The sequence below is a fragment of the Methanosphaera sp. WGK6 genome, from assembly GCF_001729965.1.
GTDB lineage: Archaea > Methanobacteriota > Methanobacteria > Methanobacteriales > Methanobacteriaceae > Methanosphaera.
This window is the reverse complement of sequence record NZ_JRWK01000009.1, coordinates 59111-74779: the sequence shown is the minus strand read 5'-3', so window position 1 is coordinate 74779 and position 15669 is coordinate 59111. Positions and strand designations below refer to the sequence as shown.

Below are 15669 nucleotides of genomic sequence, written 5' to 3'. Positions count from 1 at the left end.
ATAATTTAATTGTAGTACTTTTATATGGAGATTATGATCCACATCATCATATGTGTAATAATAGTTTGACGTGTTTAATACTTGTGCATTGCTTTGTGGAACTTCAATAGAATAGGAATCGACCATTATTGTTATCTGATTTCCATGGTTAGTTATAGTATCTAATGCTAGGACTATGATTATAACTATTGCTAGTATAATTAGTACTTTTTTTTAGTATTTCATGTGCCATTATCAACGCTCATTTTCATATTTATTAGTCAATGATTTTTCTTATCAATTTATAATTTTTAGATATTAATATTTAAATTTATACCATAATTTTTTATTTAAATAAGTTTATTCATATTATTTATAATTTATTTTATTTAAAAAGAATTAATTCATATTTAATCTTATATTAAGTTATTACAATAAATTTAACATAATATAATATATTTTTTTTCATAATCTTATAATATGTAAATAATTTTAAATAGAATGTTAACCCTAACTAAACATAATATTAAATTAGAGGTAAAACATAATGTCTAAAAATAGAATTATAGCAGGAGTAGTTTCATTTATATTCACAGGTCTAGGACAACTATATCTTGGATTTTATAAAAGAGGCATAACACAATTTATCCTAGCATACTTTATAGTAGTATTACTAACTATTCTAGGTGGATCAGGCACAGGTCTTATAATATGGCTATTATTCAATATATACTATGCACATGATGCAGATATGTGTTGTGAGGCTATTAATAGTAATTCAGTACCACCACTATTATTTGGAAAATTTTATTTATTATAAGTCCTTTTTTTTTGAAAAAATAAATAATGAGAAAATAAGTTATTCTCTTAACATTATTTATAAAATTATTTCAATGAGAATATATTCATTATTTTTTTTAGATTTTCCCCAATTAATGAATATATTTTTAAGCATTGAAATAAAGCATGTCTGTTGGTTTTTTTATTTTTTTCTATGTTGCTGCTAGTCATAGTTTATATATTTTTTAAGTTTACATGCTGCTTATAATTGACTTATTTTTTAATAGATTATAATATTTGTTATTAATTCAGGGTATTTGGGTAGTATTTTTCCTGTTTTTGTTATCCATATATCTATTGATTTATAAGCTAAATATTAAAGAAATATGACAATCAATATAATGGGGATTTATTGAAAATATTTTTTTAATATTCAGTTAATATTCTTTAATAACAACTATTTAATATTAATTATAAAAAAAGTATTACTCATGAAAAATTAATACTATTATCTATTAAAAAGAAGAAAAAGTAATACTATTTTCAATATTTCCTTGATTAATTAGCATAATTTTAATGTAGGAACTATTAATAATGACTTATATTAAATTATTAATAATAATGAAATAAGTATGAATAATTAGATTATTTTTTTTGAAATAAACTTATATTTTTTTATAAAAGAGATTTATTTAAAGTCAAATTAATCTAAAAAGATGTATTTATTAATATTATTTAGGTTTATACTTTAATTGGATTTAATTGAATAATATAATGTTATTTTATTCAAATAATATTATTAAAAATTTTTAAAAAATAATTTTGGTGAATAAGAACTTAAAATCTTTTTAATTAAAAAAATATAATTCAACAGTTTCATTATTTTTTTATAAATGAAATTAATTATTGGGGTGATTTCAATGAGTTGTTATAAATATTGGGGAACTATAGCAGAAATAGCAGATAAACTTTCAAGTTTCGGAAATCTGGATGAAGAAGGATTATCTGCATTAGATGATACAGATATTAAAGAAATAACAGAAATTCTTGATGATATAGAAGTTATTGCTCATGATAAAGAGATAGACTTTGATTCTGCAAAACATATTCTTGATGATGAAAAGATGAACAAAGCATTAACATTAATTCGTAAATTTTATGTTTACATAGGTGCAAGACTTGAAACAGAAAATGCTTTGAAGATATTAGAATCTGATGATCCAAAAGCAGCACTTGATTCTTTCCATTTTTATGAAAGATATATTGGACTTATAGAAAATGAAAGACAACTAGCAAAATTCAATGAAAATAAAACACTAGTATTTCTAGGAAGTGGACCTTTACCTCTTACATTAATAATGTTTAACAAAGTAACAGGATGTAAATGTATTGGAATAGAACAAGATGCGCAAGTAGCTCAATTATCAAGAAAAGTTCTTAAAAAATTAGAACTTGATGAGGATATAAAAATAATTACAGGTGATGAAAAAACAATAGCTAACCTGGATTATGATATATTGATGATAGCAGCATTTGCAGTACCAAAAGATAGGGTATTTGGAAACATATGGGAAATTGTCGATGAAAAAACACCTATATTATTCAGAACATATAGTGGAATGAGAGCAATATTATATGCACCAGTTACGGATAGGGATACTCGTGGATTCCATAAGGAAATAATGCTTCTACCAAAAGGTAAAACTAATAACACATCTGTGTTAATGAGAAAAATAAATTAATTAGGGATGATATGTATTATATTATCTTTTCTTAATTTTTTTATGATATAATGATTTAAAAGTAGTTTCATGATATTAAATATTGAATTTCATTGAAATAATATATTTTAGAAAAAATTTTAAAGAGAGTAATTCTTGTTTTTATTTGGAACATATGTTTTTTTCCATGTGAATTGTTCCAAGTTGATTATGTGTATTTTCTGTTATTATATAATTATTATTTAACCAGAAGGGTAGTGCTCCACAGCTGTCTTTTTGAGTATGAAGATATATTTCATTGTAATTTTCTTTTATGCAAAAGTTTTCTATTTTTTCTAGCATACGTGTTGCTATTTTACATCTTCGATATTTGGGATTTACAAATACACGGTATATGCTTGCAGTTGTTTCTTTTGTATAATTTCTATTTTTTATATGATAATCTTTATCATATGCACGTATAGCTGATGTTCCTATAAGTGTATTTGTATTTTTATCTATACTTAGATAAAATGTGTTTTTCTTGGGTTTTATATAGTATTCTTCGAGATTTATTATATCATAATGGTATTCTGGTACATAATCCATTTTATAACACATTTTTATCATGTAAAAAAGGAATTCTTTCACATTATATTTATCAATTAATTCCCTGTTTAATTCCCTAATTTCAATATTCATAGTTAATTCCTTCTGTATTACTTTTAGTATATTTTTTATTATTTCTATTTTAATTATTAGTAATATAAATACTTAAGTTTTGTATTACTTTTTAATTATTTTCAGAGCTTTTTGTAATAATGATTTAACGTGTTTATAATCGTTATTTGGTCTATAATCTTTTAGTTAAGTTTATTATAGACGGGTACATAATTTATATTATATTACTAATTTATAAATTAGTATTACTTTATTGATAAAAATATGTTAAAAAGTAATAATCTAATCAAATATTTGAATATAATTTCACTAACTTAAATAAAAAAAATATTTTATTACACAGCATAATCTAGAATATCATAAAAAAAATAATACTATTTTCCTTAGTAATTAAAATGATTACTTCATACAGTAATAAATGATGAATTATATGATATAAATAATTATTTTTCAAAGAAAATAATTTTTTTTAAATCTATATAATATTCAGGAGGTTTAGAATTTGTTAAATAATAAAAAATTAATCAAATTTTTAGGTTATAAAACAGTTCGTTTTATAATTTTATTAATATGTGTAATATTATTAAGTTTTTTATTAATTCAAATATCACCCATAAATCCTGTTAAAACATATATTTCAAACATGGTTGTAAGTCCTGATCAAGTAGCAAAATTAGAAGCTTATTGGGGTGTAAATCAACCTATAACTACAAGAATGTTCGATTGGTTTTCAAAAGTTATACATGGAGATTTAGGTAATTCCTTAATCTTTAGAATACCAGTTATTCAAGTTATAGTTGAGAGATTTTCAGCATCTCTAGTGTTAATGCTAAGCTCATGGGTAATATCAGGAGTATTAGGTTTTGGATTAGGAATTCTCGCAGGATTTAAAAGAGACACATGGATTGATAAAGTAATAAAAGTATACTGTTACACACTACAATCAGCACCAACATTCTGGATAGCATTAATAATCTTGATGATATTCAGTATATATCTTGGATGGTTCCCTACTGGTGGAGGAGTACCAATAGGAAGTTTAAGTAATACAGTAACATTTACGCAATGGTTAAATCGTTTAATACTACCTGCATTAACATTAAGTATATTAGGTGTTGCATCTATTGCATTATACACAAGAGATAAACTTATTGAAGTAATGTCTAGTGATTATGTTTTATTTGCAAAAGCTAGAGGAGAATCAGGTTGGAATCTTGTGAAAAGACATGGTATAAGAAATGTATTACTACCAGCAATTACACTACAATTTATTGGATTCAGTGAATTATTTGGTGGTGCAGTACTAGTAGAACAAGTATTCACATATCCTGGAATTGGACAAGCAGCAGTATCTGCAGGATTAAAAAGTGATGTACCATTACTATTAGGAATAGTAATTTTCAGTGCAATATTTGTATATGTAGGTAATTTAATTGCAGATATACTATATAACTTTGTAGATCCAAGAATAAGAGAAGGAGATGATGAGAATTAGTTCATTTACTGAAGAAAAAAATAAGTATAATTTATTAGAACGTATAAATTTAAGAACTAAAACATTACTTGCTATAGGAATATCTGTATTTATCTTAGTATTAGTTGTAATTATAAGCTTATGTATTGATTCTTCAAGTATCACAACCAACTTTAGCATGATGAATCAACCACCATCCTTTGAACATTTATTTGGAACTGATTGGATGGGAAGAGATATGTTCACACGTACACTCAAAGGATTAGGTTTAAGTGTACAAATAGGATTAGGAGCATCAATATTAAGTAGTGTTATTGCAGTAATATTAGCATTTTTATCCAGTTTTAATAAATACTTAGATTCCTTTGTAGCATGGCTTATAGATTTATTCTTATCTATTCCACATATTCTACTTATTATTCTCATATCTATCTCATTAGGTGGAGGAGCATTTGGAGTAATAATTGGTGTTGCATTTACACATTGGACATCACTTACAAGAGTATTAAGAGCTGAAATTAAGGAGATTAAAACATCAGATTATGTGAAATTATCACGTAAATTTGGAAAATCTAAGTTATGGATTGCAAGAAAACAAATATTTCCACTATTATTTAGTCAAATAGTTGTTGGAACACTATTAATATTCCCTCATGCAATTATGCATGAAGCAAGTGTAACATTCCTAGGATTTGGTTTATCACCACATGAACCTGCAATTGGAATAATATTATCTGAGTCAATGAAATATCTTGCAACTGGTAATTGGTGGCTAGCACTATTCCCAGGGTTATCCTTATTAGTACTAGTATTACTATTTGATATAGCAGGAGAAAATATTAAGAAAATACTTGATCCAACAAGTGCAAATGATTAAAGGAGCAGATTATATGAGTAATTTAATTAGTGTATCTAATATTTCTATTTCCTTTACGCAATATACTGAAGGATTAAATCAAAGAGATCTTAAAGTTATCACAGACTTAACACTTGATATTAAAGAAGGTGAAATTGTCGCTGTTTTAGGTTCAAGTGGTTCTGGAAAAAGTTTACTAGCCCATGCAATACTTGGAATTTTACCACACAATGCAAATTTATCAGGAACTATGAAATATAATGGTCAAGTATTAGATGATAAACTTAAAGAAAAATTACGTGGAGATGAAATTGTACTTATTCCACAATCAGTTAATTTTCTAGATCCATTAATGAAGGTATCGGACCAAGCGATTGGCGAATGTGTTGATGAAGAAGACGAACGAAATAAACGGATTAAACAAAGAGAAATCTTTGAAAAATATGGTTTATCTGAAGAAGTAGATGAAATGTATCCTTTTCAGTTATCTGGGGGAATGGCAAGACGAGTTCTAGTCTCAACAGCATTACTTTCAAATCCTAAACTTGTAATTGCTGATGAACCAACACCAGGACTTGATGAAAAATCCGTACAAGAAACATTAAAACATATAAAACAAATGGCTGAGGATAATGTAGGAGTACTACTTATAACTCATGATATTAATGCAGCACTAGAAGTAGCAGATAGAGTAGCAATATTTTATTCAGGTTATGTAATAGAGGTAGCTAAAACAGAAGATTTCTCAGGAAATGGTGAGAATCTACTTCATCCTTATACAAAAAATTTATACCAAGCTCTTCCTAAACATGGATTTAAATTAACTCCAGGACATCAACCATTACATGGTGAAATTCCTAAGGGCTGTCCATATTATGATAGGTGTGAATATCCATTAGCTAAATGTAAAGAAGTAAGACCCAGTTTAGTCGATAAGGGAGAAAAAAAGGTAAGATGTTTTAAATTAGAGGAGGTTTATTAATGGAATTAACAGGACATAATATTAATTTTAAATATAATTCTTCTTCAAAAATGATTTTAAAAGATGTTACTCTTTCATTAAATAATAATAAAATCACAGGGTTAGTTGGAGATAGTGGTAGTGGAAAATCAAGTTTATGTAAGATATTAGCTGGTTATATAAATAATTATGAAGGGGATGTGAAACTTGATGGAAATATAATTCCAGATAAAGGATTTGCTCCAGTTCAACTAATATTCCAGCATCCTGAAAAGGTTATGAATCCTAAATGGAAAATGAATGAAGTATTAGAGGAGTCATGGATGCCTCCAGAAGATATGTTAGAAGATTTCGGGATTCAAAAATCATGGTTAACCAGATTTCCTCGTGAACTTTCAGGTGGAGAATTACAGAGATTTTCAGTACTTAGGGCATTAAATCCTAAAACTAAGTTTCTAATTGCTGATGAAATGACCACTATGCTTGATGCTATAACTCAGGTTCAAATTTTTGATTCTGTTTTAAAAATTGTTAAAAAAAGAAGTATGGGCTTATTAGTTGTGAGTCATGATATTGATTTAATTAATACAATTTGTGATGATGTATTGTATTTAAATGATATAAATCATGTTTAATTGGATATAATGAAATCTTTTATTATTTCATTTATTATTTTTCTATTTTTTTCTTTTTTTATTCTTGATTTGGCTTTTTTTAATAATTTATTTAAAAATAGTATTACTTTTTTATTGGATTTTAATGTTTTTGTATTACTTATTTCTTATTAATTTCTATTTATTTTATCTATATATTTTTAGTTGGAGTTTATAGTCTCATTTATCATAATTAATACTTTAAATAATTATATGGGGCTTTTTTATTACTTTTTAATAGTAATCTTTTTATAGTATAAAATCATAATTTATATTAATAAAGTATTATCCATTTTATAAAAAAAACTTTTCTTATTGCAAAAAGAATATTTTTTTAAAAAATACATACTTTATTTCTTCAAAATTAGTTGTATATAATAAAAGATTTAATTTATTATAATATTTCATACATTTATAAAAAAAATAATAATAATAAATAGTCTTCTCTTTAGTTTTAATCCCCCAATTAAAACACATACAACAATTTTAAAAAAATATAATCTCATTCCTTGGAGGAAAACACATGGAAAATAAATATATTATAGGTATAATAGCAGTTATTGTACTTGTGATTATTGGTGGTGTGATTGCATTAGGTGGGGCAAACACTGAAAGATCAGCTGATGAACTTGTAGTTGCAGCTTACAGCCACGGTGGAGAACCAGAAACAGGATTTGATCCTATACTTGGTTGGAACTACTATGCAGAACCTTTAATACAAAGTACATTATTAAAAATGACAAAAAATATGACATATGAAAATGATTTAGCAACAAACTACACAATAAGTAATGATTATAAAACATACACTGTTGATATAAGAGATGATGTTAAATTCACTGATGGAACTCCATTAACAGCAGAAGATGTTGTATTCACATATAATGAAGCTAAAAACTCTGGAGCAAGTCTAGATTTAACAAGTATGGAAAATGCAACAGCAATAAATGATACAAAAGTACAATTTACATTAAACAAAGCAGATTCAACATTCCTTGATAAACTAGCATATATTGGTATTGTACCATCAGATTCATATAATAATGAAAGTTATGGTTCTAATCCTGTAGGTTCTGGACCATACAAATTTGTACAATGGGATAAAGGACAACAAGTAATTCTTGAAGCAAATGATGATTACTATGGTGAAAAACCAGCAATTAAAAAATTAACAATATCCTTCTCACAAAATGAAGCTGCATTTAACATGGCTAAAAACTCTGAAGCAGATGTAGTAGCAGTACCACTAGCTTATGCTAATGAAACAGTAGATGGATACACAATGTACTTACAAGATAGTATAGATGTTCGTGGAATCTCATTACCAAATGTAAATAATACTGGTGAAACAACAGAAGATGGAGCAGCTATAGGAAATAATGTAACATCAGATATAGCAATAAGAAAAGCATTAAATTATGGTGTAGACAGAGAATCAATAGCTCAAGGAGCATTAAATGGATTTGGATATCCAAACTATGATGGAGTAGCACATCAATTACCATGGGCAAATAATGAATCATCTATTGAAGATGGAAATATCACTTATGCTAATGAAACCCTTGAAAAAGCTGGATGGGTTGACACAGATGGTGATGGTATTCGTGAAAAAGATGGAGTTAAAGCATCATTCAAACTTTATTACTCATCTGATGCACCTGAAAGACAAGCAATAGCAGTATCTGTTTCAGAACAAGCAAAATCAATGGGTATAGAAATTGAACCTGTAGGTAGTAATTGGGATGAAATGGATGGTATTAAAAACTCTGAAGCAGTAGTATGGGGATTCGGTAGTACTGACCCATCAACAATATGGTCTGAATATTACAGTGATCAAGCAGGAATAAGTTATAATAACCCAGCATTTGTAAATAACACTGAAGTAGATAGTCATGTAGATCAAGCATTCTCAGAATCACGTGAAAGTTCATACAATGACTGGTCAGCAGCAGCTAATGCAATTGCACCAGAAGGAGATGCATCCTGGTTATGGATTGGAGAAATTAAATATGGATACTTTGTAAAAGATGGAGTAAACATATCTAATGATACAGCATTACTCCAACCACACGGTGGAGACATATTTGGAAACATCTATGACTGGACAAAAGAAAATACTACAGCTACAGCATAAGCTATATGTATTGGATGGAATATGAATACAAGTTAGAAATTAAAATCTAATGAATAATGTATACAATATACTAAGAATAAACTCTTAAAATAGAGATTTTAATTTAATAAAACTTTACTTTTTCATATTTTTCTTTTTCTAAACTCTTTTTTTATTTATCTTATTTTTTAGTTAATTTTCTAATAATTGAATTGATAGTTAATTCGCTAATTTTAAAAAAATAGTCATATTAATTAAAAAAATAAGGCAATGGGAGATTAAATTAAACTAACTATATTTTATTTTTCTGCAATAATACAAATCCATGGATTATCACTACGAGTATAGGATGTAATATGTCTAAAACCTACTTGGGATAGTATGTTACATAATTCATCTTCAGAATAAACATTCATATCTAATATCTTAATAATTTCACCCATACGTTCATATGTATCATCACACAGTTTTTCATCATTACATATAAAAAATTTACCACCTTTTCTAAGAACACGATAAACTTCCTTGAAATCATATTCTATATTAGGCCAGAAGTAAATAGTTTCAAATCCACTTATCATATCAAATGTTTCACAATCAAATGGTATATCTGATACAGAACCTTCATGTACTTCTACTTTATTATCAGCTATTTCTTCTTGGTTATGTTTTATGGATTCATTAACACTTACTTTTGAGTAATCAAGACCATATACTTTATTATTTGTCATTTTTGTAAAACGTTTAATATTAATTCCACCACCACAACCAATATCTAGTATTATATCATTATCATTTATATCTAAATGACTTACACCCCATCGTGCAAGAAGTTCATGATGTTGATTCATGCTATGAATCATTTTTTCTCCAAGTTTTCCTTCGGGTTTTCTACAATTTAGTAAGTAGTTAGGATCTATTTCTTCTTCATTTCCATGATGTTCTTCAAAATTAGGAATATCTATTTCTAATTCAGTTGTTTCTATTATCTTTTCAATATATGCTTCCTTGTTGGACATAATTATAACCTTTCAAAAGGAGTATTAATCAAATAAGTCATATTATTTTGTTTTTATCTCTGAATTGACCTATTTTGATTCAAAAGTATTTTTTTAATAAATACTCATAATATTTTTCTAGATTTTTTGTATTATAAATACCTATATTGTTATTAACTTTTAATTATTGCGTAATTTTTTTTCACATAAATTAAAGGTTTTATTTCAATAAATCTTTAAATAAATTCTTAAAATAAGTTATTTTATTAAATAATACGGATATTATTTATTATTTTTAAAAAAAATAGTAAAAAAATATTTATTAAATTAATAAATACTTTTATTTTAGTTGGGATATGTATTTGGTCCTTTTATTGCTGTATTGTTTGTATACGTGTTTTTGGATTGTGTTATTGCTTTTTTGGTGAATGCTGCTCCTCCATAGTTTGCATGATTTTTAATGAACGTGTTTCCAACTACATTACATGTTATTCCATCATTGTAGAGTCCTCCACCAAGAGATGCATTACCAGAAACAATATTGTTACTTGTAATATTCATATTCTTTGCATTGAATATTGTTCCACCCATATTTGCTTTATTTCCTGTGAAGTTAGTGTTTTTTACTGTGAAGTTTCCTATATTATAGATTGCTCCTCCACTCTTACTTGCAACACAATAAGTTATAATATCACTGTCTACTGCTACTGTATTATTAGAGAATATTGCTCCTCCATACACTGCCTTGTTTCCAGTCATTTTGTTGGATTTAAGTGTTAATATTCCTTTGTTTGCTACTGCTCCTCCAGTTTGTGAAGCATTATTGTATCTTATCGTGTTTTTCTGGATAAGTACTACTCCTCCATTATATATTGCTCCTCCATATTTTCCACGATTAGACTCAAATGTGTTACTTGTAATGGTTCCATTTGCATTGTTAAACATTGCTCCTCCTAGTTGACCAGCAGTGTTTAGTGCAAATTTATTGGATGTTACTGTGATGTTTCTTGCATTATGCACTGCTCCACTCCATTGGTTGGCAGTGTTTCGTGTGAAGTTATTACTTCTTAAATTCATTACACCGAAGTTATATATTGCTCCACCATTCTTTGTTACATGGTTTGTTGTGAAGTTATTACTTGTTATTGTTGCATTTCCACTAGAGTATATTACTCCTCCAAATGCAGCAGAATTATTTATAAAATTATTGTATTGTAAGTTAACAGTTCCTTTACTGTTTATTACTCCACCAGAGTTTACTGCAGTGTTTTTAGTTATATTACTATTTTTTATGGTGAGATTTCCTTCATTAAGTATTACTCCACCATAACTTGCATGATTGTTTGTTATGTTGTTTTGATTTATTAGTAGTGTTCCTTTATTGTAGATTGCTCCACCACTTGTAGTATTTGCATTGGTTAATTGTATTTTGTTTAGACTTATAGTGTAGCCAGTATTTATTGTAAATATGCGTGTCTTGTATTGACCATTGAATGTTATTTTATGTCCAGTATATCCTGTTATGTTAAATGTAGTTACTTCTCCTATTACATTGTTTGTATCAATGTTTATTGGAGTGTTTAGTTTGTATGTGTCTGTTGTAGTGTTTTGTCCAACAAGGTATATTGTTCCACCATTTGCTATGTATAGTAATGCGTTTGTCATATTAGTTGGATTATTTTTTGTTAATCCATTTCCCACTCCTTTACTATTTACATATAAGTTAGTGTAGGATAATCTTTGATAATCTGTTTCTAGGCTACTGTTTAGGTGAGTGTTATCTGTTGTTATGTATTCTATTAGTAAATCATTTAATGTTGAAGTGAATTTTTTTATCTCAATGGATGCTTTTGCTTGTCCATTTCGAACAGTATATTGTATTGCTTTATTGTTGGCTGTTAATTGTTTATTATTTATTTTTACTGTTATGTATCCATTATTTAGTTTACTATTTTTTTCATCTGTTATATTAACTGTTAATGTAATATTTGCTGCATTCCTTGTTGTTGTATTAGTTAGTGTGATTGTTGTGGATAGTTTTTCAACATCTATGAAACTTGTATCACTGCTTTTCTGGTATTTTGTATTTCCATTATATGTTGCGGTTATTATTATATTTTCTTTTGCTTGTGTTGTCTTGTATGTGTATGTTGCTATTCCTTTATTGTTTGTTTTCATGGTTGTTGTAGTATTTTCAATTTTCAAGGTAATATTTGCATTACTTATTGGATTTTCATCAATATCTGTTAGATTAACATTAATTATTGCATTATCACCTATGGTTACTACAAATTCTGGGATATCTATAAGTAATACTGTGTCAATAGGTGTTGTAGTTGTATTAGTGGTACTGTCTTGTTTTAGATTATTTTTTGTTTTATTTTCTATCTGATTAGTAATTATTTGATTATCATTTATTTTAGATATATCATCATCTATACTAGCCTCTTCTATTATATGTGTTTCAGTTGGGGTATCATTTACTTCAACAGCACTTATCGATGTAAGACATACTAGTAGAAAAATAAATGTAGTTATTATGAATACTTTCTTTACATGTGTATTCATACTAGTTAAACCTCCTCTTGTTTTAAAACATTAGAATAATTAAATTTATTTCAATTGTTATTTAATAGTTTATATGAATTACATTATATATTATTCTAAAAAGAGTTAGTTTAGTCTTAGTTTATTATAATCTAATTTAAAAAAAATAGTATTTAAAAACATTCTAGAAAAAGTTTTAAAAAAATGTTTAATTGGAAGATCTATTAATTCAAATCTTCCTTTTTTTAGTAATAATACTTAGTTTGGATATACATTTGGTCCTTTTATTGCAGTATTGTTTGTATATGTGTTTTTGGATTGTGTTATTGCTTTTTTGGTAAATGCTGCTCCTCCATAGTTTGCATGGTTTTTAGTGAACGTGTTTCCAACTACATTACATGTTGTTCCATCATTGTAGAGTCCTCCACCAAGGGATGCATTACCACTTACAATATTATTACTGGTGATGTTCATATTCATTGCATTGAATATTGTTCCACCCATATTTGCTTTATTTCCTGTGAAGTTACTATTTTTCACTGTGAAGTTTCCAATATTATATATTGCTCCTCCACTCTTACTTGCAACACAATAAGTTATAATATCACTGTCTACTGCTACGGTGTTGTTAGAGAATATTGCTCCTCCATACACTGCTTTGTTTCCAGTCATTTTATTGGATTTAAGTGTTACTAGTCCTTTGTTTGCTACTGCTCCTCCTGTTTGTGAAGCATTGTTATATCGAATAGTGTTTTTCTGGATAAGTACTACCCCACCATTATATATGGCTCCTCCATATTTTCCACGATTATTTTCAAATGTGTTACTTGTAATTGTTCCATTTGCATTGTTAAACATTGCTCCTCCTAGTTGGCCAGCAGTGTTTAGTGCAAATTTATTGGATGTCACAGTAATGTTTCTTGCATTATGTACTGCTCCACTCCACTGTGTTGCAGTATTTGCTGTGAAGTTGTTGTTTTGTAGGTTCATTACTCCGAAGTTGTAGATTGCTCCACCATTTTTGGTTACATGGTTTGCTATGAAGTAATTATTAGTAATTGTATTTACTTTTCCACTTGCGTATAGTACACCACCAAATGCTGCGGTGTTGTTTGTGAAGTTGTTTGATTTAAGGATTACTGTTCCTTTACTGTTTATTACTCCACCAGAGTTTACTGCACTGTTGTTTACAATTGTGTTACTTGTCATTGTGATGTTTCCTTCATTAAGGATTGCTCCACCATAACTTGCATTATTGTTTTTAATGGTTGTCTTGGTGATGGTTACTGTTCCTTTGTTGTATATACATGATCCTTGGTATGCATTGTTGTTTGTAAATGTATCATTATTTAGTGTTAATGTTCCATTGTTGAATATTGCTCCACCATTTCTTGTGTTTGCTCTGGTAAATGTTGTGTTAATTATTGATACTGTGTATTCTTTTGCTATTGCTAGTATTCCTGTCTTATTTTGTCCACTTATGGTTATTATGTGGTTTTGGTATCCTTTTATTGTGAATTTAGTTACAGTGTTTGTTAGAGTGTTTTTACTTATCACTACTTGATTATTTAAGTTGTATGTGTCTTTGTTATTAGTTGTACCTATAAGATTTATTGTTCCACCATTATCTATGTATATTAGTGCATTTGTAAGGTTTGTTGGTGTTTTAGTTGTTAAACCATCGCCGGTTCCTTTACTGTTTGCATATATTGTTTTGTATAGTGTTCTATTATATGTTGTGCTTAGTTGTGATGATGCATGAATATTATCATTACTTAGTGGTGTGTATGTGATTGTGATTTTATTTCCTGTTTTATTGAATTTTAGAGCATTTACTGATATATTTACTACACCATTTCTCACGGTAAATGTTCTAGGAGTTAATTTACTGTCAAATGTGTTAGCTGTACTTAGTGTTTTACCATCAAGTGCTAGGGTTACTGTTCCATTTACTGCTTTTTTATTTGTATCAAGAACTGATGCAATAATAGTAACATTTTCACCAGCATGTTTTGTGGTGTTAGTTAAGTTTATTGTTGTACCTACTTTTATAACATCAAATTCTGTTTCTTCCTCAGTTGCATCATATATGTTATTTCCATTATATTTTGCTGTTACAATGTATGTACCTATAGTTTTTGGTGCAGTTAATGTTCTAGTGAATATTCCATTTGCATTTGTTGTAGTTGTGTATTCAACATCATCAAGGTTAATAGTTATAGTTGCATTTTTTATTACACCAGTGTATTTTCCTTTTAATGTACCACTTATTGTAATGTTTTGGCCAATACTTGTAATTTCATTAAGAGTTAAAACTGCATCTAATTTCTCAATATCAAATGTTATATCAGTACTGGTTGGGAAGTATATGTCATTTCCAGCATAGTATGCAATTGCAGATATATCTTCTTTAGCTTCACCAGCATATACTTGTAGTTGATAGTTACCATTAGTATCTGTTTTCTTTGTGTAGCTTGTTTCATCAATTTTTATGTTGATTGTAGCATCACTAATTGGCTTATTTTTTTCATCAAGTAATGTACCTGCTACTGTGTAGTTTGTACCAGCATCTACAATAGCAATGTATTCTTCATTGTTAATTGTAAGTGTAAGTGTGGATTCTAATTTTTCTGTATCTTCATCATCTGTTTTTAGTGATTTGTAATTAGAATTATCGTTTTCAGTTTTTTCTGTATTTGATAGGTTATTATTATTTTTAGTATTTTCAGCCATAGTTTTTGTTATGGAGGTACTTGTGTCTATTTCATTTATAGTACTTGTACTTTCCATGTTATCAGTGAGTGTGTTTGTACTTGTATCATTGTTTGTATTTGTTGCTGATAAAGCACTTACTCCTAATATTAAAACCATGAGAGTCATGATAAATACTAATGCTTTTTTATTTATCATATATTAACTCCTTTTTC

At 27.5% G+C, this 15669-nt stretch carries 11 protein-coding genes; 7 read left to right on the top strand and 4 right to left on the bottom strand.

The genetic code is table 11. The features are described 5' to 3' along the window. Positions 1 to 526: 526 nt before the first annotated feature. The gene (locus NL43_RS05885; RefSeq protein ID WP_069593122.1) at positions 527 to 799 is read left to right on the top strand and encodes a hypothetical protein; all 273 of its coding nucleotides are present in this window, start codon (positions 527 to 529) and stop codon (positions 797 to 799) included. 880 nt (positions 800 to 1679) lie between these two features. Then, positions 1680 to 2501 (top strand): nicotianamine synthase family protein, encoded by an 822-nt coding sequence (locus NL43_RS05880; protein ID WP_069593121.1) that lies wholly within the window; start codon positions 1680 to 1682, stop codon positions 2499 to 2501. A 141-nt stretch (positions 2502 to 2642) separates the two neighbouring features. On the opposite strand, the gene NL43_RS05875 is transcribed toward NL43_RS05880, so the two are convergent. Then, the gene (locus tag NL43_RS05875) at positions 2643 to 3161 is read right to left on the bottom strand and encodes a GNAT family N-acetyltransferase (RefSeq protein ID WP_069593120.1); all 519 of its coding nucleotides are present in this window, start codon (positions 3159 to 3161) and stop codon (positions 2643 to 2645) included. Positions 3162 to 3642: 481 nt separating this feature from the next. On the opposite strand from NL43_RS05875, the gene NL43_RS05870 reads away from it, so the two are divergent. The 5 genes from NL43_RS05870 (at position 3643) to NL43_RS05850 (ending at position 9218) form a co-directional block, all read left to right on the top strand. Continuing rightward, positions 3643 to 4635 carry an ABC transporter permease gene (locus tag NL43_RS05870; protein ID WP_069593119.1) on the top strand — a complete coding sequence of 331 codons (993 nt, stop codon included), beginning with the start codon at positions 3643 to 3645 and terminating at the stop codon, positions 4633 to 4635. Beyond that, positions 4625 to 5491: an ABC transporter permease gene (locus tag NL43_RS05865; protein ID WP_069593118.1), complete on the top strand. Its 867-nt coding sequence runs from the start codon at positions 4625 to 4627 to the stop codon at positions 5489 to 5491. The genes NL43_RS05870 and NL43_RS05865 overlap by 11 nt, the downstream gene beginning before the upstream one ends. A gap of 13 nt (positions 5492 to 5504) precedes the next feature. After that, positions 5505 to 6452: an ABC transporter ATP-binding protein gene (locus NL43_RS05860; RefSeq protein ID WP_069593127.1), complete on the top strand. Its 948-nt coding sequence runs from the start codon at positions 5505 to 5507 to the stop codon at positions 6450 to 6452. Continuing rightward, positions 6452 to 7066: an ABC transporter ATP-binding protein gene (locus NL43_RS05855; protein WP_069593117.1), complete on the top strand. Its 615-nt coding sequence runs from the start codon at positions 6452 to 6454 to the stop codon at positions 7064 to 7066. Before NL43_RS05860 ends, NL43_RS05855 begins: the two co-directional genes overlap by 1 nt. A 541-nt stretch (positions 7067 to 7607) precedes the next feature. Next, positions 7608 to 9218 carry an ABC transporter substrate-binding protein gene (locus tag NL43_RS05850; protein WP_069593116.1) on the top strand — a complete coding sequence of 537 codons (1611 nt, stop codon included), beginning with the start codon at positions 7608 to 7610 and terminating at the stop codon, positions 9216 to 9218. A gap of 278 nt (positions 9219 to 9496) precedes the next feature. Here the strand turns inward: NL43_RS05850 and NL43_RS05845 are convergent, their stop codons facing one another. The 3 genes from NL43_RS05845 to NL43_RS05835 all read right to left on the bottom strand — a co-directional run bounded on the left by NL43_RS05845 (position 9497) and on the right by NL43_RS05835 (position 15652). Further along, a complete protein-coding gene (locus tag NL43_RS05845; protein WP_084790434.1) occupies positions 9497 to 10216 on the bottom strand; it encodes a class I SAM-dependent methyltransferase in 720 nt (239 codons plus the stop codon). A gap of 324 nt (positions 10217 to 10540) precedes the next feature. Further along, entirely contained in the window at positions 10541 to 12763 is a 2223-nt protein-coding gene (locus tag NL43_RS05840; RefSeq protein WP_069593115.1) for a right-handed parallel beta-helix repeat-containing protein, read from the bottom strand. 237 nt (positions 12764 to 13000) lie between these two features. Further along, a complete protein-coding gene (locus NL43_RS05835) occupies positions 13001 to 15652 on the bottom strand; it encodes a carboxypeptidase-like regulatory domain-containing protein (protein ID WP_069593114.1) in 2652 nt (883 codons plus the stop codon). Positions 15653 to 15669: the final 17 nt, after the last annotated feature.

What these genes read in the sequence shown, in the direction of transcription:
- NL43_RS05860 (WP_069593127.1), top strand. Translation starts at nt 5,505, where the DNA reads ATGAGTAATTTAATTAGTGTATCTAATATTTCTATTTCCTTTACGCAA.
- NL43_RS05885 (WP_069593122.1), top strand. Translation starts at nt 527, where the DNA reads ATGTCTAAAAATAGAATTATAGCAGGAGTAGTTTCATTTATATTCACA.
- NL43_RS05845 (WP_084790434.1), bottom strand. Translation starts at nt 10,216, where the DNA reads ATGTCCAACAAGGAAGCATATATTGAAAAGATAATAGAAACAACTGAA.
- NL43_RS05880 (WP_069593121.1), top strand. Translation starts at nt 1,680, where the DNA reads ATGAGTTGTTATAAATATTGGGGAACTATAGCAGAAATAGCAGATAAA.
- NL43_RS05840 (WP_069593115.1), bottom strand. Translation starts at nt 12,763, where the DNA reads ATGAATACACATGTAAAGAAAGTATTCATAATAACTACATTTATTTTT.
- NL43_RS05865 (WP_069593118.1), top strand. Translation starts at nt 4,625, where the DNA reads ATGAGAATTAGTTCATTTACTGAAGAAAAAAATAAGTATAATTTATTA.
- NL43_RS05850 (WP_069593116.1), top strand. Translation starts at nt 7,608, where the DNA reads ATGGAAAATAAATATATTATAGGTATAATAGCAGTTATTGTACTTGTG.
- NL43_RS05835 (WP_069593114.1), bottom strand. Translation starts at nt 15,652, where the DNA reads ATGATAAATAAAAAAGCATTAGTATTTATCATGACTCTCATGGTTTTA.
- NL43_RS05855 (WP_069593117.1), top strand. Translation starts at nt 6,452, where the DNA reads ATGGAATTAACAGGACATAATATTAATTTTAAATATAATTCTTCTTCA.
- NL43_RS05875 (WP_069593120.1), bottom strand. Translation starts at nt 3,161, where the DNA reads ATGAATATTGAAATTAGGGAATTAAACAGGGAATTAATTGATAAATAT.